Genomic DNA, 22478 nt, shown 5'->3' on the forward strand with positions numbered 1-22478 from the left:
GTCTCGACCGCTAAAATAGCCCCATTTGTGGCGCACTAAGATCATCAAAATTCTTGTCGATAAAAGGCAAAATAGCGTCGGCGACGGGCCTCAATTGTTTATCAATGTAATGTTGGTAATCAATGGCTGACAAGCGATAGTCCTTTGGTTCGGGGCCGTTGACGGTAATGAGGTACTCAATACGACCTTTATTCTGGTATTGCAACGGACGCCCTAATTGTTGATTCATTTGGTCTGCCATTCGTGCCGCTCTTACCTGCGGTGGAATATTTTTTACGTATTCATGCAGCCTTCTTCGGAGACGCTTTTGATAGACCAGTTTATGGTCATTATCGCCATTTGCTGTCGATTCTACAGTTGCGCGGATATAATCGTCTGGATCTTGCCCGGTAAAAATCATTTGATAAAGTGTTTGTTGAAACTCTTGCGCGAGCGGTGTCCAATCGGTGCGAGCACTTTCTAATCCTTTAAATATGAGCTTTTCTCCTTCAGAGGTGCGCTGAAGTCCGGCGTAGCGCTTTTTTGACCCGGTCTCTGAGCCGCGTATTGTTGGCATTAAAAATTTGCCGTAATGGGTTTCATACTCTAACTCAAGTATTGAGGTTAGTTGATACTCATCAAGCAAGTGCTGTGTCCACCATTCATTAATGTACGTCACGAGTTGATTGCCAATACCATCAGCCTTGTCGTTGTTATAGCTACCGTTGAGAGAGACAAATATAGAGTCTGTATCCCCATAAATAACCTGATAGCCTTGTTGTTCTATGAGAACCTTTGTTGTTTTCATTATTTCATGTCCACGCATCGTGATAGATGATGCAAGGCGAGTATCGAAGAAGCGGCAACCAGATGAACCTAATACTCCATAAAACGAATTCATGATGATTTTTATAGCTTGAGAAAATGCCTTTTCTTGATTAGCTTTTGCCACGTCACGAGCCTTCCAAAGCTCTTCAATTAAATTTGGAAGAAAATGCTGAGTTCTGTGAAATTGACCGCCGCGAAATCCTGCAATCGCCTGTGAATTATGTCGACCTATCTCTAGCTTTAAGCCTTCAATAAGTCCCATCGGGTCAATTAAAAATGAGCGAATAATCGAAGGGTAAAGGCTTTTAAAATCTAATACTAATACGGAGTCGTAGAGTCCTGGGATCGAGTCCATCACATACCCACCAGGGCTGGCAATCCAGTTTTCAGGGTGAAGGTTTGGAGCCGCATATTGAGCGCGGTGGAGACGAGGGAGATATAGATTGGTGAATGCTGCAACAGAGCCGCCCACACGATCCAATTCCACACCAGTTAGTCGTGTTCGCTCAATGGCGAAGTCGAGTAAATGTGTCGCCTTAAAAATACGGTTTACTAGCACACAGTCTTGCAGGTTGTATTTTGCGAGTGCAGGTTTGTCGCCATGATACATGGCGTTAATCTCATCCATACGGTCATGAGCATTGTGTATCGCTTTACCTTCGCCAAGTAGTTCTTGAGAGACGGCTTCTAGAGACCAGGAGCGAAAGTGATACGTTGCCGTCTTTAACGTATCTATCCCGTCGAGAACAACTCGACCAGGTATGTTGATGAAGCTTTGTCCGCTAGATTGCAACGTACGGAAATAAATCCGTTGTTCATTGCGTCCAAGGTTGAGTGCTATTCGATGAAGTTCAGCTCGCTTTTGCAGTAATTTGAAATCAAAATCGATGACACTCCAACCAATGATGACGTCCGGATTGAAGTTCTTAAACCATTGGTTTAGCGCAATGAGTAGCGATTTTTCGTCGTTAACCCATTGGATGGTTGTGTCAGCCGCTTGTGGTTGACCAACCATGATCACCCGACTGTCATTTTCAGCATCGAAACCAATGGAATAAAGCTGACCTTTTTCCGAGCACTCTATATCTATGGATAGCACATTAAGCTTAGGGGTATGCTTACCCGCCTTCACCTTGGCATTACTAACTTGGGTAAATTGATTAGGCTGGCCTGGGTTGATGATTCGTCGTTGCCCAGTAAATGTTAAGCTGCCTTGAATAAAACGTTCCATCAAAAAGCGATCGGCTAATTTAATGTCACTTTCAAGAACTAGAATGTCGGTGTTTTTTAAGGACTCTGCGAGTTTACGCGAGTCGCTAATACTGCGGCAGTAGACAGCAGTCAGTGCTTCGTCAGCAAAGCTTTTCAGTGCAATCTCTTTAGGAGCGATAGCCACGTTTAGTGACTCCGCTAAAGTGGTGACGGTGTGTAGACTAGTTTGTGGAACAAAAAAAACAGGCTGTTGGTCATCAATCAGTAGTTGCGCTGGTCCTTCTTCTGTCGTCAGCCATAATTCAATGACAGGCCCTGTATGTGTGTCTCGTGCTTGGCGCGTAAGAAGAAAACCAGTACTAATGTCCAAAGGGGATCCTAAATAGCCACAAATAAGATTAATTATTGCGCAATACTCAGTGGCTGATAAAAGCGAATTTGTTTTAGTGTATCAAAGCTCAGCAAAGAGAGAAAATTTACCGACATAAGCTAAACTTAAGTGTCAATTTCGATTTTAGCCGTGTTGATGATGATTTTATAATAGTGATTTGTATCGTATTTTAACGATTAATTAGATAATCATGTGGGGGCAGTTTCATAGGGAAAAAGATCAAATTGTTGTGATAAAACGAAGGCTTACAGCGACCGAGTACTTGGTTGTATACTTTGTAACCTAATGATTTTTAAGTTTTTATGATTGACGGTGCTATCACTTCATCGTAATGTGTTTATCAAAGTTTGCGGTCGTGCACGATTTGCGCGAAAGCTTTTTTGTATAATTTGCGATATGATACGCAGCTAAGCTGCTATCCACTAACCTTGAGTGGTCGCAGAGCCAATAAATAAGTGTGGAGATACAAGTTTGATTAATGTTTTCCTTGTAGATGATCACGAACTGGTTCGCACAGGGATCCGACGTATTATAGAAGACGTCCGTGGAATGAACGTAGCAGGGGAAGCTGACAGTGGTGAAGAGTCTGTAAAATGGTGTCGTAACAATCATGTAGACGTTATTTTAATGGACATGAATATGCCCGGAATTGGTGGTTTAGAAGCAACGAAAAAAATTCTTCGCCATAATCCAGACGTTAAGATCATCGTACTAACAGTACATACCGAAAATCCGTTTCCAACCAAAGTGATGCAAGCGGGGGCAGCAGGTTATTTGACCAAAGGCGCAGCGCCTGATGAAATGGTTAACGCAATTCGCTTAGTTCATAGCGGACAGCGCTACATCTCACCTGAAATTGCCCAACAAATGGCTTTGAGTCAGTTTTCTTCGGCTTCAGAAAATCCATTTAAAGATTTGTCTGAGCGCGAGCTTCAGATCATGATGATGATCACTAAGGGGCAAAAAGTGACGGATATTTCTGAACAGCTCAGTCTTAGCCCAAAGACGGTTAACAGCTATCGATATCGCTTATTTAGTAAGCTGGATATTAATGGCGATGTTGAACTGACTCACTTAGCGATCAGACACGGAATGTTAGATACTGAGACATTGTAGTGTCAGACCCAACCTTTGATTCAATCTCTTTTTTAAAAACAGTGACCAACCAACCCGGCGTCTATCGAATGTATGACGCCGAGTCGGTGGTGATATATGTTGGCAAAGCAAAAGATCTAAAAAAACGGTTGGCGAGCTATTTTCGTAAGAAAGTTGACCGTGAAAAGACGCGCGCTTTGGTTAGTCATATCGATAAAATTGACGTGACAGTGACCCACACTGAAACCGAAGCACTGATCTTAGAACATAACTACATTAAGCAATACCTACCGAAGTACAACGTCTTATTACGAGACGACAAGTCTTATCCGTACATTTTCATTTCTAATCATAAGCATCCTCGATTGTCGCTGCACAGAGGGGCTCGTCGACGTAAAGGCGAATATTTTGGTCCTTACCCTGACTCAGGGGCGGTGCGTCAAACATTACACCTTATCCAAAAGATTTTCCCTGTGCGTCAGTGTGAAGATTCCGTTTATGGCAACCGAAGTCGACCTTGTTTGATGTATCAAATTGGACGGTGCGCAGGGCCTTGTGTTAGTCGCATTATCTCGGATGACGACTATCAAGAATTGGTTGGTTATGTTCGTCTTTTCTTACAAGGGAAAGATAAGCATGTATTACAACTGCTTGTTGACAAAATGGATGAAGCCAGTCGGAGCCTTAAGTTTGAAGACGCGGCAAAGTTTCGCGATCAAATCCAAGCTATTCGTCGTGTTCAAGAACAGCAATTTGTTTCCGAGGACAGCGATGATGACATGGATGTATTGGGGTATGCACAAGAAAATGGCGTTGCTTGTATTCATATTCTGATGATTCGCCAAGGAAAGATACTCGGCAGCCGCAGCCATTTCCCCAAAATTCCGGTCGACACAGAACAACATGAAGTGTTTTACAGCTTCTTAAGTCAGTACTATTTAAATCAGAGTGAATCTCGCACGATTCCAAGCCGCATTATTCTTAATAGTGGCCTTATTGAAGATATGGTGGTTTTACAAGCTGGGCTGTCAGACATCGCGGGGCGAAAAGTGACCTTCAACACTGATCCTTCAGGGTCTCGTGGGCAATACCTTAAGCTCTCTAACACCAATGCATTGACGGCTATCACCAGTAAAATTAATCACAAGATGACGGTTAATCAACGCTTTAAGGCGTTGCAGAAAGTCTTTAAACTAGACAGTATTACACGCATGGAGTGTTTTGATATTAGTCATACGATGGGTGAGAACACCATCGCATCTTGTGTCGTATTTAACCAAGAAGGTCCGGTAAAACAAGAGTATCGTCGTTATAACATTACCGGCATTACTGGTGGTGATGATTATGCGGCGATGGGGCAGGTATTAGACCGCCGTTACTCAAAAGTCGATGTAGATAAAATTCCAGACATTATTTTTATCGATGGCGGGAAAGGTCAGCTCAATCGTGCTGTCGAGATTGTTTCCAAATATTGGGGAGAATGGCCTAAGCTGCCGCTGTTGATTGGTATCGCGAAAGGTGTGACTCGAAAGCCCGGTTTAGAAACACTGATTACGCCACAAGGTGATGAGTTTAATTTGCCCAGTGATGCTCCGGCCCTGCATCTAATACAGCATATTCGTGATGAAAGTCACAATCATGCGATTGCTGGGCACAGAGCTAAACGTGCAAAGGCAAGAAGAACCAGTCCACTAGAAGGGATTGAAGGTGTTGGACCAAAACGCCGTCAAGCTTTGCTTAAGTATATGGGTGGCTTACAAGAATTGAAGCGTGCAACTGTAGAAGAAATCGCCAAAGTGCCCGGAATTAGTATTTCTTTGGCAGAAAACATCTATCAAGCATTGAAACACTAGTGAAAATCCCGCAACATAAAGACGCAGTAGAATAGAGCTGATAATTATATGCGTTTAAATATACCTAACATTTTGTCTTTGTTGAGATTATTTCTCATCCCCGTATTCGTCGTAGCGTTTTATCTACCCTATAGTTGGGCGCCTTTTGCCGCCGCAATGATTTTTTGGGTAGCTGGCTTTACCGATTGGTTGGATGGAATGCTAGCAAGAAAGCTAAACCAAACCTCTCGCTTCGGAGCCTTTATTGACCCTGTTGCGGATAAAGTGCTGGTTGCCACAGCATTAATACTTATTACTGAGCATTATCATAGCATTTGGATTACCATTCCAGCGGTCACTATGATTGGGCGGGAAATAATCATTTCAGCCCTGAGAGAGTGGATGGCTGAGATAGGGAAGCGAGCAAGTGTTGCCGTTTCTTGGGTTGGTAAAGTCAAAACGGTGACCCAAATGTTTGCTTTGTGGGTACTGGTATGGCGTTATGATGACTGGATGATTTGGGTTGGGTATGTTGCTTTGTATATTGCGACAATTCTTACTTACTGGTCAATGATGCAGTATTTGTCGGCAGCAAAAGACGATTTACTGAATTCAGAAGATGAATAGAATTTAAAGAGAAAAAAGGCGAGCGTTTAGCTCGCCTTTTTCATACTTGTAAGATAGTGACGCTTATGAGCAAAGATAGATTCGCTTATTTTGGCTCAGCCTACTGCTAACCAACCTTCAATCGAATGAAAGTTAGCAGCTAGATAGCAAATAATCTGCATTTTTATGCTACTAAATTGAGCAAATCACCTGTTTTTGAATGTTTATTAGGCAAACGATTCAAAATATAAAAAAATACTATTGACTCATTTGGCTGATTACGTAAAATGCATCCCGTACTCAAGAGGAACTGCTTAAAGCAAACTCAAAAGTAGCAACAAAAAGAAGGCGCCTTGGCAGAGTGGCTATGCAGCGGATTGCAAATCCGTGGACCTCGGTTCGACTCCGGGAGGCGCCTCCATTCTCTTATGAGAAAGAGTTGTTGATTACAACTTGCGATACTAGCTCAGTTGGTAGAGCGCAACCTTGCCAAGGTTGAGGTCATCGGTTCGAACCCGATGTATCGATCCAAATTTTGAATGCAGCGTGATAACGATGCATAAGATGGTGTTTTACTTTTCAGTAATCGGCATCGCAATAAAGAATTGCGTGCCCTGGTGGTGGAATTGGTAGACACAAGGGATTTAAAATCCCTCGGCGTTCGCGCTGTGCCGGTTCAAGTCCGGCCCGGGGCACCATCTATTAAAGCCTATATAGTGATGCTATATAGCAATGCGATACTAGCTCAGTTGGTAGAGCGCAACCTTGCCAAGGTTGAGGTCATCGGTTCGAACCCGATGTATCGCTCCAATTCAAAGCCCTAGCAGAAATGCTAGGGCTTTTTGGTTTCTATTTTCTGCAACTCTTTGTTTTATCCCATATCCCATCGTGGCATGGTGTCCAGTTCTTGCTTTATCTTAGTGGTCGTTTTTGTCATGATGTGTGACTCATTGCAAAAAACACTCTGGAGTAAGCATGTTTACTGGAATTATCCAATCTGTGGCTATCATCGAAAAAATCACGGATTTAAATGGCATTCGTACGTTCGAGATTAACTTTCCAGCGGGTTTTTGTGTTGGTCTTGAAATTGGCGCAAGTGTCGCGGTAGATGGTGTCTGCTTGACCGTGACGGAGCTCGTTGATGAAAACCGCGCTTTGTTCGATGTTATGCTGCAAAGCTTGCTAATTACGACTCTGAGTGACTTCAAACAAGGCCAGCGTATCAATGTCGAGCGAGCGGCTAAGGATGGCGCAGAAATTGGTGGGCATCCATTGTCTGGGCATGTCGACTTTAAAACGACACTGGTCGATATTCTTCAGCAAGAAGATAACTATCGAATTCGATTCTCTTTGCCAAAAGAGTGGAAGCCTTACGTGTTCCCTAAGGGATATATTGCGATTAACGGCGCGAGCTTGACGGTATCTGAAGTGGATAAGGAGCAAAGCTGGTTTGATGTCTGGTTGATTCCTGAAACGCTGCGGATGACGACCTTTGGGCATAAAGGTGCTAGCGACTATGTTAATATCGAAATTGAGCGAGGCACGCAAGTCGTTGTAGATACAGTGCGAGATACCATTAAAGAAACACTGGGTCCTCTGTTACCGATGTTTGAAAAGTTTCTCGAGCAGCACGGGGCGAATATTGATGTAATTGGCCAGGAAACGACTCGTCATCTTTCTGACAAGAAGTAAACGATGGGTTGTCGTTAGATGATGGCGCCGTGAACCATGGTTGCGGCGCTTATTCCACAGGTTTCATTTCACCATAATATCGAATGTTCCATAGGTAAAAAACATTGCGATGCTAATGAGTTTTATGTTATTTTTCCGCGCAATCTCGGAGTGATTCTGGGGGATACGCGTTACTATCGCTTATACAGTGATGTGACGTAGGGTAGGTACTGATTATTCGAATAATCAGTAGACGGGATACTGTTGTCGCCAAGCGGCATGTTTAAGGGAAACCCAACATTGAAACTTATTAACTCTCACGTTCTTACTAGCATCGTATCTCTACGTTGCCTATTTCCTAACTGTATATTTCCTAACTGTATTGTGCGCGCAAAAAGCCACATTACCGAGCCTTGATCTTAATTAGCTAATACCCGTCTAAACCGAATATTCCGTTTAGCGCTTTGTCACATCTGTCGTTTCAGATGGGGCGTATTTTGCTATCTATTTTACAGGGTTCTCGCCCCGCATAAACTCTAGGTTACAGAAATGAGTACAGCATTCGATATCGAATCTACACCCTTTGCCGAGGCTATTTCGGCGACTATTCCGCAGGTTAACGGAATTTATGATCTTACGCCCGACCAACTGCTGTTGGAACAAGCTGAGCATGAATCTAACGTCCGCTCATACCCAAGGCGTCTTCCCATTGCGATTAAGCATGCCTATGGCGCATTGGTTGAAGATACTCGAGGGCAAGTTTTTCTCGATTGTTTAGCTGGAGCCGGCACTCTGGCTATGGGGTATAATCACCCTGAAATCAATCAAGCGTTAAAGGCTCAACTTGATTCGGGTTTACCTTATCAAACACTGGATATCACAACGTCGGCGAAAGAGTTGTTTATTCAGCGTGTTAAAGCTTTTCTTCCCATTGAGTTTTCCAACAATTCGGTGATTCAATTTTGTGGGCCCTCTGGCGCAGATGCTGTTGAAGCGGCCATCAAATTAGCAAAGCAAACAACGGGTCGAAACACCATGTTTGCTTTCCGAGGCGCTTATCATGGCATGACCAACGGCACGATGGGAATGATGGGCAATTTGGGCACCAAAGCACGTCGTACCGGGCTGATGTCTGACGTGCATTTCATGCCATTTCCCTATGATTTACGATGCCCATTTGGTCTTGGTGGCGATGCGGGTGCTAAACAGAGTATTCGTTATATTGAGCGCCTGCTTAATGATGACGAAGCGGGCATCATGAAACCTGCCGCTATGATCGTCGAGCCGGTGCAGGGGGAAGGTGGCGTTATTCCTGCTCCAGCGTTTTGGCTGAAAGAACTAAGACGTATCTGCGATGAACACAACATATTATTGATTTTAGATGAAATCCAATGTGGTGTCGGTAAATCAGGCTATCGCTTTGCGTTTGAAGAGTCGGGGATTTCACCTGATATTTTGTGTTTATCTAAGGCAATCGGTGGCGGGTTGCCCATGTCACTGTTGGTCTTTGACAAGGCTATAGATACCTGGCAAGCCGGCGAGCATACCGGAACGTTTCGTGGCAACCAATTAGCCATGGTTTCTGGCGCAAAAGCGTTAGAAATTATTGAACGTGACAATCTTGTTGAACATGCCAACGTGGCTGGTGCCTATTTGCGTTTAGGATTAGAGCGAATTCAGAGCCGTGTTAATTGTATCGCCCAAGTGCGTGGGATGGGGCTGATGCTGGGCTTTGAAGTGATGAAGCCGACAGGAGAGAAAAACAAATTTGGTGAACCTCTTGCTGATGGTGAGTTAACGCTAGCCATTCAACGAGCCGCGTTAGAACGAGGATTAATGGTAGAGAAAGGCGGACGTGATGGGTCTGTCATCCGTTTGTTACCACCACTGATAATTTCCTACGAGCAGATTGATTTTGCCTTACGTGTGCTTGAGGAAGCGATTATTGTTGCAGGTGGTGGAGAAAAAACACCACAAGATGCCAAGCGCTTGGAATGGGAAAAACACTTTATCCATACTGGCGTAAATGGTAGCAACGAGTTCTCACAGGTTATGAACCACACCACTCAAGCAATGAAAGAGGTGCTTGAACAAACCCAAGCACCCTATTCTGCTCTTGACCCAAAGCAACTTGAAGCGGCTATTCATGCCGTAAATTTGGATCGTAATCATCACAGTTTACAGAGCGTTGTGGACAGCACCGCTGATCTTGTTGCTAAAAACGCCATTTTTACCCAGCACCCTCATTGCATCGCCCATCTTCACACGCCACCACTCATGCCCGCGATTGCCGCAGAAGCCATTATTGCTGTCTTGAATCAATCAATGGATTCTTGGGACCAGGCTTCTTCTGCGACGTATGTAGAGCAGAAAGTGCTGAACTGGTTGTGTGAGCGCTATGAGTTAGGGACGCAGGCGGATGGTGTTTTCACTAGCGGCGGCACACAGAGCAATTTAATGGGCCTGCTGCTAGCGAGAGATCGTATTGCTGATATTACCACTCGTCACTCTATCCAAAAGCAAGGCTTGCCAAGCTACGCCGATAAATTGCGTATTGTGTGCTCTGATAAATCGCATTTTACCGTGCAAAAGTCTGCATCACTGCTCGGGCTCGGTGAGAGCGCTGTACATTGTGTTGCAACCAATGAAGACGGCACCATTCAGCTAGAGGCATTGCATGCCGATATTTTGTCATTGCAACAGCAAGGGTTAATACCCTTTGCTTTAGTGGGTACCGCAGGCACGACAGACCACGGCGCTATCGATGACCTCAATGAACTCGCCGTTGTTGCCAATGTTCATAATATGTGGTTCCACGTCGACAGTGCGTACGGTGGGGCATTGATCCTTGGGCGTCATAAAACCAAATTGCAGGGTATCGAAAAAGCGGACTCTGTCAGCGTAGATTTTCATAAGTTGTTCTATCAAACAATCAGTTGTGGTTCATTGCTGATAAAAGACAGAAGCAATTTTAAGTACCTGTTGCATCATGCTGACTATCTTAATCGAGAGCATGATGAACTGCCGAACTTAGTCGATAAATCGATTGCGACTACTAAACGCTTTGACGCGTTAAAGGTCTTTATGACGATGCAAAGTGTGGGGCCGGATGCGTTGGGTAGTATGGTCGACCATCTCATTGAGCAAACTCAGGATGTCGCCAAGCTTGTTAGCGAGCATAGTCACTTTGAGTTACTTGCAACACCTTCGCTTTCAACCGTGCTGTTCCGAGCGACACATCTTCAAACGGAAGCGCTAGATAAGCTCAATCAAAAAATTAGACTAGAAGCGCTGACCCAAGGGGTTGCGGTTTTAGGCGAGACCGTTGTGAAAGGGCACTCTGCTTTAAAATTCACAATTCTTAATCCTTGTTTAACGCTTTCGCATTTTGAAACGTTACTGAACAATATTCATCAATTAGCCCTAGAGCTAGTAGCAAAGGAAAACAAATAATGGCAGTTTTACAAATCGGTGCAGGTGGCGTTGGTTGGGTTATCGCACATAAAGCGGCGCAAAATAATCAAGTATTGGGTGATATTACGATTGCATCACGCACCGTCGCTAAATGTGAAAAAATTATCGAATCCATCAAGGGCAAAAACAACCTTCAAGATCCAACTAAGTGCCTGCAAGCGCGTTCGGTCAATGCGGATGATGTAGACGCTTTGGTCACGCTTATCAAAGAAGTTCAACCAGATCTTGTCATCAATGCTGGCCCTCCATGGGTAAACATTGCCATCATGGAAGCGTGTCTGCAAGCGAAAGTGTCTTACCTTGATACCTCAGTTGCCGTTGATCTTTGCTCTGAAGGTCAGCAAGTGCCACAAGCTTATGATTGGCAATGGGGCTTTCGCGACAAATTCAAGGACGCGGGCATTACCGGCATCTTGGGCGCTGGATTCGATCCTGGCGTGGTGAGTGTTTTTGCTGCGTATGCGGTTAAGCATTTGTTTGATGAGATCGACACGATTGATGTTATGGATGTTAATGCTGGCGATCACGGTAAGAAATTTGCGACTAACTTTGATCCAGAAACCAATATGTTAGAGATTCAAGGTGACTCTTTTTATTGGGAAAATGGTGAGTGGAAGCAAGTGGGCTGCCATTCTCGCATGCTAGAGTTTGACTTCCCGCTTGTGGGTAAGCATAAAGTGTACTCAATGGCGCACGATGAAGTACGCTCTATGCAAGAATTCATCCCTGCTAAACGTATCGAATTTTGGATGGGCTTTGGTGACAGCTACTTAAACTACTTTAATTGCATGCGTGATATTGGTTTGTTGAGCCCTGATCCTGTCACGCTGCACGACGGTACCGAAGTACACCCATTGCACGTTCTTAAAGCCTTATTGCCTGATCCAACCTCTCTTGCTCCAGGGTATACGGGTAAAACCTGTATTGGTACTTGGGTTCAGGGTACGAAAGACGGTCAGCCTCGTAGCGTATTTATTTATAACAATGCGGATCATGAAGTGGCGTATGAAGATGTTGAGCACCAAGCTATTTCTTATACGACAGGCGTTCCAGCCATTACCGCTGCACTGCAGTACTTCCGTGGTGAGTGGGCTGACGCGGGTGTGTTTAATATGGAACAGTTGAACCCTGATCCATTCCTCGCGACGATGCCAGAGATTGGTTTAGATTGGCATGTTCAAGAACTTGAAGTGGGTCAGCCTGACATTCAAGTTTTAAAGTAGTAGACAGCAGCAAGGTAAGTCAATCCAAGCCGGTGTATTGTTCACCGGCTTTGTTGGATCTTTATGAGTGATAAAATCATGCAAAATAGCGAATTAAAAACGCCTTATTTTATGATCAATGAAGAAAAATTGATCGCCAATTTAGAGAAGGCAAAACAACTTAAAGCGTGTTCTGGCGTTAAATTAGTACTGGCACTAAAGTGTTTTTCTACTTGGGGCGTTTTTGATGTCATCAAGCCTTATCTTGACGGCACAACAAGCAGTGGGCCGTATGAGGTTAGACTTGGTCACGAAACATTTGGTGGCGAGACGCATGCCTACAGCGTAGGTTACACCGAAGATGATGTGAAAGAAGTGGCTGGGCTTTGCGACAAACTGATTTTTAACTCACAGTCTCAGCTGTCGGCACATCGCCATTTGGTGGAAGGAAAAGCTTCCATTGGCTTGCGACTAAACCCAGGTGTGAGCTATGCCGGACAAGACTTAGCGAATCCAGCAAGGGAATTCTCTCGCTTAGGCGTACAAGCGGATCATCTTGACCCGACCGTTTTTGACACGATCGATGGTGTGATGTTTCACATGAACTGTGAAAACAAAGATGTTGATGCGTTTATAACGTTATTAGATGCCATTTCGACGCAGTTTGGCGAGCAGTTAGACAAGTTAGATTGGGTCAGTCTAGGCGGGGGCGTCTTTTTCACATGGCCTGGTTATGATATTGACAAGTTGGGACAGGCGCTAAAACAGTTTGCCGAAAAGCATGGAGTTCAACTTTACCTAGAACCCGGCGAAGCGATCATTACCAAGACGACAGATTTGGTTGTCACCGTGGTCGATATTGTTGAGAACGGCATGAAAACGGCCATTGTGAACTCTGCGACAGAAGCACATCGATTGGATACCTTGATCTACAACGAACCAGCTTCAATTCGCGAAGCGAGCGATAACGGCTCACATGAATATGTTATCGGCTCATGCTCTTGTTTGGCAGGAGACCAGTTTTGTGTCACGCAGTTTGAGCACCCGCTAGCGATTGGTCAGCAATTGCATATTGAAGACAGCGCGGGTTATACCATGGTGAAATTAAACTGGTTTAATGGCTTAAAAATGCCAGCGATATTCTGTCAACGAGTGGATGGGCGAATTCAAACGCTTAATGAATTTGGCTATGACGATTTTAAGCGCTCACTGTCTCAGTGGCCGATTGATTAGTCATAATAATCTGCCTTGACGAATGAGAGGCGACCAATCAAACTGCGAGCCAAAAATAGAGACGCGATTCTCATTCACCACGGTGAGAGAATCGCGTAGCAACTGAAACATAAATTAAGTGATGACTATGGTAATTATTTCCACCAACTTCGGCGATATTGAAATTGAAGTGAATCTTGAAAAAGCACCAGTGAGTGCGAAAAACTTCCTCAAGTACTGTCAGGATGGCTTTTATGAAGGTACGATCTTTCATCGCGTCATCGATGGCTTTATGATTCAAGGAGGAGGTTTGGATGAGAACATGACAGAAAAGCCGACTCGTGCCCCTATCGTCAATGAAGCGAATCGTGGTTTAAAAAACACTATCGGTACCATTGCGATGGCAAGAACGGATGCGCCTCATTCAGCAACGGCTCAGTTTTTTATTAACCTGGATGATAATGACTTTTTAGATCACACCGCGACCACGAATAATGGTTGGGGGTACGCCGTGTTTGGTAAAGTCAGCGCTGGTATGGAAGTGGTGAGCGCGATTGGTAAAGCCTCTACCACGTCAAAGCTAGGGCATGATGATGTGCCCAATGATGCGATTATTATTCAACGTGTGACGGTTCAGTAATTAAAGCCAATTAACGACACACATCGCTGCTTACGTTATTTAGCTCCTGTGTTAATAAATCAAGCAGCGGTTGAGAGTCGAGAGTGAGTTCACGTCACTCTCATTATTAAGCTGCACTGCCACCCTATCATCCTGCACCACGAACCCAAACTATGCTTGATAATGTCGACAGTTTCGATACGTGGGCGGATTCAAGTGGTGAGCATCAATGAAATGCCCGGTAGGCCAGTTAACTAAGTGGCCAGTCTAGTTAGTTAGTGCTGCTACTAAGGCTTTGCCTACCGCATGTGCGCTGGTTGGGTTTTGACCGGTAATCACTCGCTCATCGGTGAGAACGAGTTCGTGCCACGGTTGCACTTTATTGAAACGTGCTGCGTTACGCGCTAGCGCTTCTTCAAGTAGGAATGGGATATTATCAATAGTACCGAAATCCACTTCTTCTTCACGAGTAAATCCAGTGACAGATTTTGACGCGAGCAGTTTCTCACCATTGCTCAATGTAATAGGTAATAGCGCCGCTGGACCATGACAAACGGCAGCAATGACGCCACCATCTTCGTAGTGTGTCGCAGCCAAGCGAGCAAAATCGTCATTGCTAGCAAGATCAGATAGCAAGCCAAATCCGCCAGGATAGAAAATCGCGTCATAGTCTGCGATATTGATTTGATTGACGGGAATGGTGTTATTGATACGGTTTTGAAGATCGTCATTGCTTAGCAACGCCGCATTCACATCATCACCTTCCATGTCAGTACCATAAAGTGGTGCTTTGCCACCATGAATGGATGCAATATCGTATTCAAATCCTGCTTCCAGCATGGCATGTAGGGCATGCGTCAACTCAGGGGCAAATGTGCCATTTGCATCTTGAGTTTCACCTAGTGTGGCGTGGTTAGTGACGGGTATAAGTACTTTCTTCATTTTCTGTCCCTTTTGATGTTGTTATATGCTTTTGCGGTTGTATGAAGTGTAGTCGCAAGTCGAGATGAAGATAATATCGATTAATGACAAAATATTATTGCTAAATAGCAATAATAAAGACAGAGTGCCAAATGAATAGAGCCGTGGAGAAAACGAAGTGGATAGTTTTGAAGGGATTAACGAGTTTGTTGCGGTGGCTGAAAGCCAAGGTTTTTCTGCTGCGGCCAAACAGCTAGGGTGTAGTACTAGCCACGTAAGTCGACAAATCTCAAGATTAGAGGGGCGTTTAGGCACGGCTTTATTTGCCCGTTCTACTCGGCTTGTTAGCTTAACGCAAGCTGGTCAAGCGTATTATCAGCACTGTAAAGATCTCGTTGTTGGGCTGCAGCAAGCAAACGAACAAATCAGCTCTCAACAAATTCAACTCACCGGTACGTTACGTGTGAGTGCCGCTGGTGGTTTTGCCGAGCAGTATGTGGCACCAGCATTGATGGAGTTTGCGAAACAGTATCCAGACCTAACCATTGATATGGATTTTAACAGTCGAATGGTTAACTTTATTGAAGATGGTATTGATTTTGCGATTCGATACGGCAAGTTATCTGATTCTGGGCTAGTGGCTCGTAAATTACTTGATCGCCCAATGGCAGCTGTCGCCAGTCCAAGCTATCTGGCGGAACATGGGGAGCCTCAACATCCAGATCAACTTAAGCACCATAGTTGCATCATTTCTAATAATGAACATTGGTCGTTTGACCATCCAAAGGAAGTGATCGAGCGTATTCGAGTTCAGGGAAGATGGAAAAGCAACAATGCCAAAGCGGTTATTCAAGCTTGTGAACAAGGGTTAGGGATTGCTTATATGCCTAATAGCACCTTTGAAGACTCGATTTCACAAGGTCGTTTAGTCCCCATATTGCAACCTTATTGGGGAAAAGGTCTAAGTAGTTGGATTGTTTATCAAAACAGACGCTTTCTACCGATGCGAGCCCGCTTGGCGATTGACTATCTATTGGCTTACTTTGCTCATTGGCAGGGTGATGAACGATCGTAGTCTCGTTTTATCATGATAAAAGTGCATTTTGGCTAACTCAGTGCATGACATCACGCTGTTAGTTAGCCAACGCATTAATATTATTAATCAAAAATAGGGTGGTCGAAATCGTAACCTTCGTCGCTGTAGGCCGTGACCATGGCATCTTCCACAAGGCCATCTTTGGCTTGAACTTGGGTTTGGAAAAAGTGTTGAATCTGTTTTCGTCTACCGTGCGCAGCCCACGCTTCGGCATTGTGCCAAATTTCATTAAAAACGATGGGGTATTCATTTCTGGTCGCACTTGGGTGACTAATTTGACGAGTCAACGTGTACTGAATGCAACCTTCTTCACGGTATGAGTCGGGCTCCAATGCTTTTAGAACATTGAATAGTTCAGTTTCTTTGCCTGCTTTCGGTTTAAATTGAGCTAACACATATACTCGGCTTGTCATGGTATCTCCTTGGATAATAATGGTAGGCCTGTTCTTATTGATTTATTTATCAATTGTTTTTTTCGTGAGTACAGTAAACGAAAGTGAGCAGGGATGCGAGAGTAACAAGGGATAAATTTCTACTCCACATGTACCTAAGCATGAGTAGGAGCCTTGCCCTAGTATTTGAAGGAATAATAGGGCGTGTGAGAGCCAATGATGTCGTCCTTAAGATACAGAGATAACGACTCTTTCCTCGTTATCAATCAGTTCCATAATGACGCCATGCGCATCAGGGTCTAAGGCAATGTTGAGTAGCTCTTCGAGTTGTTCACTGTTTTCATCAAAACGTGTCACGAAGTCTCTGGGTAGTAACGCCATGAGTGAGTGGGCGATACAAAGCGGGAAGTTGACAGATTCTTCGACGATGTTTTGGTCAATGTGAAATATCTCAATGGTTAATTTACGCACAGAACGAATATGCACTCAGGTGTCTATTTATTATTTTATGTTAGGGTAGAGTGGTCGACTTTTCCATGTAATATCGACGAATTTCGTGTGAGTGATGCGAGATAAAGAGGTGCAACTGAATGTATATTAATGAAAGGGTCGGTGATGAAGTCCTTCAGCGTTGCAGTACTAAAATGACGAAACGGTTCGACTTTGAAGTACAGGTTCGACTTTGAAGTACAGTATGGTCGCCTTCCTTCTCCATCGCTTGCCACTCAGCCCGGAACCGTTGATATAATAGAGTGATATGCGAGTCGTGATGCAGGGCGGCTTCAACGACGTTCATGAGATTCTGCTCCTGATAACTTGTCGACAAAATTAGACTTCTGCGATGGCCTGAGTTTTTACGTCGCAAAACCGAATAAGGTAGCCATTTGGGTCTTGTACTACGAATTGTTTTTGTATCACTACTTCATCATCACAGAGGTAGTCGGTGTTTTCGATAGGAAGGTAAATACTATCAGGAGAGTATTGTTTGATATGAGCGTAGAAGGCGTCAATGTTGTAGGTATCCCATTGTAAATTAACACCGCGTCCTAGCGGATACTCAAGTGCACCAGTAATCCAGCGTCGTCCATCACCGTTTAGCCCTTCTAACATGAGGTCGACACCGTGACGAGTTAGAAACACAAACGCTTCGCTTGGACGTTGATATTTCACCCTAAACCCAAGCACATTTACGTAAAAGTCGATGCTTCGCTGAATATCAAAACAGTACAGCTCTGGGACAACTCTCATATATTTACCTAAGTATTTAATAATATGAAAGTTATGTTAGGCGATGTGGCGTATCAATGTTGTGAAGTTGGTGATATTTGAGCTCAATTGCAGCCTTGCACAGAATGATAGATTTCAAATATATGCTATGTGTCTCACTTTATGTAGGACTATAGATACAAAGACGAGATACCCACGTAAAGATATGAAGAAGGCGCCTGTCTAATTTAGCCCGATTTCAGATAATAACGGCGAGAATATCGCAGCGACGAATCGTGAATAGGAATATTTAGGCGCAGAGTTGCGTCCTTAATCGATATTGACTGGCTCTCCAGCCTCATCCTCCTCAACGATTTCAGTTTCTTCTAGCGCTTGTGTTAGCCATTGCTGAATGGCGGGACTGTCTAATACGGTTTGTTGGTATTGTTTCGCAGCATCGGATAATGGAATTTGATAGGTAGCAAATCGGAGTGCAATCGGCGCAAACATAGCATCAGCAATTGACCATTCACCAAATAACCATTGATTGGGATAGTGTGCCATCTGTTGAGTCCAGATTTGCTCGATACGAGCAATGTCTTTTTGGGCGGCTTCTGACAGTACGACGTTGCGAGTCGCTCGGCAGTTCATGGGCATTTCGTTGCGAACCGCCATAAAACCAGAATGCATTTCATTGGCGATAGCTCTAGCAGTTGCGCGTTGCTGACGATCTTGGGGCCAGCAGCACTGATTTAAGTACGCCTCGTTAACGTATTCTAAGATAGCGAGTGAATCCCAAACCGTCGTCTCTCCATCGATAAGCAAGGGAACTTTGGCCGTTGGACTCACCGGTTGTAGAGTTTGGTAAAACGAGTCGGTAAATAGTGATAGTTTGATTACATCTGGGTTGAGTTCATGCTGAGCAAAAATAAGCCACGCTCTTAAGGACCAGCTCGAGTAGTTTTGGTTGCCGATATATAGCTGCATAGTTAACCTCCTTGTTTTTGTTGAAATTAATCTTAAAGGATTGTTTTTCGTAAAACTAACGGATAGTTTTAATGTCAGCCATCAATAAAATCGATGGGTAGTAATGAAAATAGGTGACGATAGATATAGGCGTCGATAGATATAGGCGTCGATAGATATAGGCGTCGATAGAGTTAGATGTCTATAAATAAAGCGAATACCGCTGATCAGAGCTCAAGGAAGAGAACGCATGGATATAGAGGCACTGCGAAGTTTTTTGGCTTATGTGGAAACGGGAAGTTTCACCCGTGCAGCACGGCAAATTAACCGAACTCAATCGGCATTCAGTGCTCAGATGAAAAAATTGGAAGGCGAACTTGGGGCGGCGCTGTTTGTAAAAGAGGGACGGAACTTAAGTTTAAGTGAAGCGGGTTTGCAGCTCAGTGTTCATGCGACACAATTAATCGCACTGCACGATAGCGCGGTGAATCAACTACAGGGTTATCAAAATAAACGCTCGCTAAAGCTGGGGTGTCCTGAAGATTACAATCATTCGGTATTACCAAAGGTGGTCGAGCGGCTGCAAAGTTTAGCCCCAATGTGCTCGATTCAGATTTTTAATGAGCCAAGCATTACCCTGCGACGTTGGTTGGACGAAGGGAAAATTGATGCGGCTATTATTACGCGCTCTCCTGATAGTGAAGAAGGGTACTGGTTGGCCTCTGATCAGGGCGTATGGATTGCTTCGCCATCTTTTGTCGAAAACGATAATCAGCCGCTTCCGTTGGTGCTATTTCAAGCAGATTGTAAATACCATGCAGCGGCGATTGATGGCTTAACGAAACAAGGGCGAGAGTTTCAACTTTTAGCATGCTGTAATTCCGCTTCGGCGCAAAATGCCTTGGTTAACGCCGGGCTTGCTGTTGGCGCGATGGGTAAGCTGAGTGTGATGAAAGGCATGACGATTTTACCGACTATGCCAGCGTTACCCTCGGTTGATATTGTGTTATCCGTTGGGGTGACACCACACCCACTGCTTCATTCAGATGTCCTTCAGCAGGATTTGTTGCGAAACATAATGGATTACAAAGAGTAAATGCCAATCATTACCATTAAGTTATATGTGTTGGTAAGCTTAAATTTTTCGGGTCATTATAAAATTTATTTATATTAGGTTTTATTAAATATCGCCCGAACACTAATTAACCGAGTAGTGTAAAATGATTAACCCTTAAGTGGTATTGTTGATTCGTATCAAAAGTTAACAAATTATTCATTTGTATTATGTAGCACGGAAATTACATAAATATAAATGAGCAATCGCTATGACGAATAAATTGAAGCAATTATTGACGCCATCGCTCACACGGAGGGGGTTTATCAAATCCTCTTCGGTGATGGGTGGCCTTGCCGCTGCGACCAGCGCTATATCCCTGCCATTTAAGTCCTCAAAAGTACAAGCAGACGATGTCATACCAAGTGAAGAAAAGGTGGTTTGGAGTGCATGTACGGTAAACTGTGGAAGCCGCTGCCCATTACGAATGCATGTATCTGATGGCGAAATTAAATGGGTAGACGCTGACAATACAGGTTCGGATGATTACGCCGCCAAAGACGTTCAAGTACGAGCGTGTCTACGTGGCCGTTCTATGCGCCGTCGTGTCTACAACCCCGATCGTTTGAAATACCCAATGAAGCGAGTGGGTAAGCGTGGAGAAGGGAAATTCAAACGTATTTCTTGGGATGAAGCGTACCGCGAGATTGCCAATAGCATTACCTCAATCAAAGAAGAATACGGTAATGAAGCGTTTTACCTAAACTACGGAACAGGAACGCTGGGCGGTACCGTGACTAAGTCATGGCCTCCAGGTTCAACGCTGATTGCTCGTTTGATGAACTTAACCGGTGGTTATTTAAATCATTACGGTGACTATTCGACGGCTCAGATTGCCAAGGGTTTGAGCTATACCTATGGTGGCTGGGCGAACGGTAACTCGTTCTCTGATACTGAAAACAGTAAATTGATCGTCCAGTTTGGTAATAACCCTGCTGAAACGCGTATGTCAGGTGGGGGCTTGATTCATCACTTGATCGAGAGTAAAGCCAAGTCGAACGCTCGTATGATCATGATTGATCCTCGTTACAACGATACGGCTGCTGGACGTGAAGATCAGTGGATCCCAATTAAACCAGGAACGGATGCGGCGTTTATCTCTGCAATGGCGCATGTGATGATTAAAGAGGATTTGGTGGATCAGCCTTTCCTTGATAAGTACTGCATTGGTTATGACGAAAAAACGTTACCAGCGTCAGCGCCAGCTAACAGCGATTATAAGTCTTACATTCTAGGCCTAGGCGAAGATGGCGTCGAAAAAACACCAGAGTGGGCAGCTCAAATTACCGGTATTCCTGCGGATATTATCATCAAAACCGCACGTGAAATTGGTTCAACTAAGCCTTGTGCTATTTATCAAGGTTGGGGCTTACAGCGTACTCAAAATGGTGAAATTGCCTCTCGTGCTATTGCTATGCTTGCGTTGCTAACGGGTAACCTTGGCATTCATGGTGGGGGCTCTGGGGCTCGTGAATCGGATTACAATATTCCATTTGTTCGCTTCCCAACACTGAAAAACCCAGTAGAAACATCCATTTCTATGTTCCTTTGGACGGATGCAATTGTGCGCGGTCCCGAAATGACAGCGACACGTGATGGCGTTCGTGGCAAAGATAAGCTAGATGTGCCAATTAAGTTCATCTGGAACTATGCCGGTAATTGCTTAATCAACCAGCACTCCGATATCAACCGTACTCATGACATCCTACAAGATGATAGTGCGTGTGAGATGATAGTCGTTATTGATAACCATATGACGTCTTCTGCTAAATATGCCGACATTATTTTGCCCGACTTGACCACCTCAGAGCAGGCAGATTTTTGTATGGACGGTAAAGCGGCCAATATGCCGTACTTTATCTTTGCCGACAAAGCGATTGAGCCACAATTTGAAGCGCGCAGTATTTATCAGATCTGTAGTGACCTTGCCGACCGTTTAGGCATTAAAGATGAGTTTACTGAAGGCAGAGATCAAGAAGGGTGGTTACGTCACCTTTATGCACAAACATTGAAGCTTGATCCTACGCTCCCTGATTTTGAAACGGTTCGTAAGCAGGGCATTGTGAAACGCAGTGATCCAAACGGACACTATGTGGCGTATCAGGCCTTCCGTGAAGATCCAATCAATAACCCGTTGAATACGCCGTCCGGAAAAGTAGAAATCTATTCTGAGGCACTTGCGACGATCGCCGCTGAATGGGAACTTCCAGAAGGTGACGTGATTCACCCACTGCCGATTTATGTGAGTACATCAGAAGGCTGGGACTCACCAATGCGTGATAAATTCCCACTGCAACTTACAGGCTTTCACTACAAAGCACGCTGTCACTCGACTTACGGTAACGTGGACGTATTGAAACAAGCGGCACAACAAGAAATGTGGATAAACCCGATCGATGCGGAACGCCGTGGCATCAAAAATGGCGATCGAATTCGTATCTTTAACGACCGTGGCGAAGTTCGTATTAATGCCAAGGTCACCCCTCGGATGATGCCAGGTGTTGTTGCACTCGGAGAGGGCGCGTGGTACGCACCAGATGGAAACAAAGTTGACCATAACGGCTCGATCAATGTTCTGACTTCTCAACGCCCAAGCCCGTTGGCTAAAGGTAACCCTCAACATACCAACCTAGTTGAAGTTCAACTAGCCACTAAGGCGTAA

18 protein-coding genes and 3 tRNA genes are annotated in these 22478 nt (G+C 44.4%); 14 read left to right on the top strand and 7 right to left on the bottom strand.

Going from position 1 to position 22478, the window contains the following annotated elements; genetic code table 11:
- Nucleotides 1-10: 10 nt before the first annotated feature.
- Nucleotides 11-2389, bottom strand: a complete 2379-nt coding sequence (locus MD535_RS03220; protein WP_265673487.1) for a DNA polymerase II — start codon at nt 2387-2389, stop codon at nt 11-13.
- A gap of 492 nt (nt 2390-2881) precedes the next feature.
- On the opposite strand from MD535_RS03220, the gene uvrY reads away from it, so the two are divergent.
- The 11 genes from uvrY to MD535_RS03275 all read left to right on the top strand — a co-directional run bounded on the left by uvrY (nt 2882) and on the right by MD535_RS03275 (nt 14142).
- Nucleotides 2882-3526, top strand: a complete 645-nt coding sequence (uvrY, locus tag MD535_RS03225; RefSeq protein WP_250616787.1) for a UvrY/SirA/GacA family response regulator transcription factor — start codon at nt 2882-2884, stop codon at nt 3524-3526.
- Entirely contained in the window at nt 3526-5358 is a 1833-nt protein-coding gene (uvrC, locus tag MD535_RS03230) for an excinuclease ABC subunit UvrC (protein ID WP_265673488.1), read from the top strand. Before uvrY ends, uvrC begins: the two co-directional genes overlap by 1 nt.
- Before the next feature lie 48 nt (nt 5359-5406).
- Nucleotides 5407-5964 carry a CDP-diacylglycerol--glycerol-3-phosphate 3-phosphatidyltransferase gene (gene pgsA, locus MD535_RS03235; RefSeq protein WP_265673489.1) on the top strand — a complete coding sequence of 186 codons (558 nt, stop codon included), beginning with the start codon at nt 5407-5409 and terminating at the stop codon, nt 5962-5964.
- Between the two features lie 326 nt (nt 5965-6290).
- Nucleotides 6291-6364, top strand: a tRNA-Cys gene (locus MD535_RS03240).
- Between the two features lie 190 nt (nt 6365-6554).
- A tRNA-Leu gene (locus MD535_RS03245) sits at nt 6555-6641 on the top strand.
- A 36-nt stretch (nt 6642-6677) separates the two neighbouring features.
- Nucleotides 6678-6753 (top strand) — tRNA-Gly (locus tag MD535_RS03250).
- Between the two features lie 165 nt (nt 6754-6918).
- Nucleotides 6919-7635 carry a riboflavin synthase subunit alpha gene (locus MD535_RS03255; protein ID WP_265673490.1) on the top strand — a complete coding sequence of 239 codons (717 nt, stop codon included), beginning with the start codon at nt 6919-6921 and terminating at the stop codon, nt 7633-7635.
- A gap of 528 nt (nt 7636-8163) precedes the next feature.
- Nucleotides 8164-11067, top strand: coding sequence for a pyridoxal phosphate-dependent class III aminotransferase (locus MD535_RS03260; protein WP_265673491.1), 2904 nt, complete (start codon nt 8164-8166; stop codon nt 11065-11067).
- A complete protein-coding gene (locus tag MD535_RS03265; RefSeq protein WP_265673492.1) occupies nt 11067-12311 on the top strand; it encodes a carboxynorspermidine synthase in 1245 nt (414 codons plus the stop codon). Before MD535_RS03260 ends, MD535_RS03265 begins: the two co-directional genes overlap by 1 nt.
- Nucleotides 12312-12389: 78 nt before the next feature.
- A complete protein-coding gene (gene nspC / locus MD535_RS03270) occupies nt 12390-13523 on the top strand; it encodes a carboxynorspermidine decarboxylase (RefSeq protein WP_265673583.1) in 1134 nt (377 codons plus the stop codon).
- Nucleotides 13524-13650: 127 nt separating this feature from the next.
- Entirely contained in the window at nt 13651-14142 is a 492-nt protein-coding gene (locus MD535_RS03275) for a peptidylprolyl isomerase (RefSeq protein WP_265673493.1), read from the top strand.
- Between the two features lie 246 nt (nt 14143-14388).
- Here the strand turns inward: MD535_RS03275 and MD535_RS03280 are convergent, their stop codons facing one another.
- Nucleotides 14389-15063, bottom strand: a complete 675-nt coding sequence (locus MD535_RS03280) for a type 1 glutamine amidotransferase domain-containing protein (RefSeq protein WP_265673494.1) — start codon at nt 15061-15063, stop codon at nt 14389-14391.
- Nucleotides 15064-15220: 157 nt separating this feature from the next.
- Between MD535_RS03280 and MD535_RS03285 the strand changes: the two genes are divergently transcribed.
- Nucleotides 15221-16117 (top strand): LysR family transcriptional regulator, encoded by an 897-nt coding sequence (locus tag MD535_RS03285; RefSeq protein WP_265673495.1) that lies wholly within the window; start codon nt 15221-15223, stop codon nt 16115-16117.
- An 83-nt stretch (nt 16118-16200) separates the two neighbouring features.
- Here MD535_RS03285 and MD535_RS03290 read toward each other — a convergent pair whose 3' ends face one another.
- The 5 genes from MD535_RS03290 to MD535_RS03310 all read right to left on the bottom strand — a co-directional run bounded on the left by MD535_RS03290 (nt 16201) and on the right by MD535_RS03310 (nt 18723).
- Nucleotides 16201-16551, bottom strand: a complete 351-nt coding sequence (locus tag MD535_RS03290) for a putative quinol monooxygenase (RefSeq protein ID WP_265673496.1) — start codon at nt 16549-16551, stop codon at nt 16201-16203.
- 207 nt (nt 16552-16758) lie between these two features.
- Nucleotides 16759-17016 (bottom strand): hypothetical protein, encoded by a 258-nt coding sequence (locus MD535_RS03295; RefSeq protein ID WP_265673497.1) that lies wholly within the window; start codon nt 17014-17016, stop codon nt 16759-16761.
- Between the two features lie 139 nt (nt 17017-17155).
- Entirely contained in the window at nt 17156-17326 is a 171-nt protein-coding gene (locus MD535_RS03300) for a hypothetical protein (RefSeq protein WP_265673498.1), read from the bottom strand.
- Nucleotides 17327-17358: 32 nt separating this feature from the next.
- Nucleotides 17359-17778, bottom strand: coding sequence for a bleomycin resistance protein (locus tag MD535_RS03305; protein WP_265673499.1), 420 nt, complete (start codon nt 17776-17778; stop codon nt 17359-17361).
- A 288-nt stretch (nt 17779-18066) separates the two neighbouring features.
- Nucleotides 18067-18723: a glutathione S-transferase family protein gene (locus MD535_RS03310; RefSeq protein ID WP_265673500.1), complete on the bottom strand. Its 657-nt coding sequence runs from the start codon at nt 18721-18723 to the stop codon at nt 18067-18069.
- 229 nt (nt 18724-18952) lie between these two features.
- Here MD535_RS03310 and MD535_RS03315 point away from each other — a divergent pair, with 229 nt between their 5' ends.
- Nucleotides 18953-19798, top strand: coding sequence for a LysR family transcriptional regulator (locus tag MD535_RS03315; protein ID WP_265673501.1), 846 nt, complete (start codon nt 18953-18955; stop codon nt 19796-19798).
- Nucleotides 19799-20027: 229 nt separating this feature from the next.
- Nucleotides 20028-22478 carry a DmsA/YnfE/YnfF family dimethyl sulfoxide reductase gene (locus MD535_RS03320; protein ID WP_265673502.1) on the top strand — a complete coding sequence of 817 codons (2451 nt, stop codon included), beginning with the start codon at nt 20028-20030 and terminating at the stop codon, nt 22476-22478.

The sequence above is a fragment of the Vibrio qingdaonensis genome (genome assembly GCF_026191675.1).
Taxonomy (GTDB): domain Bacteria; phylum Pseudomonadota; class Gammaproteobacteria; order Enterobacterales; family Vibrionaceae; genus Vibrio; species Vibrio qingdaonensis.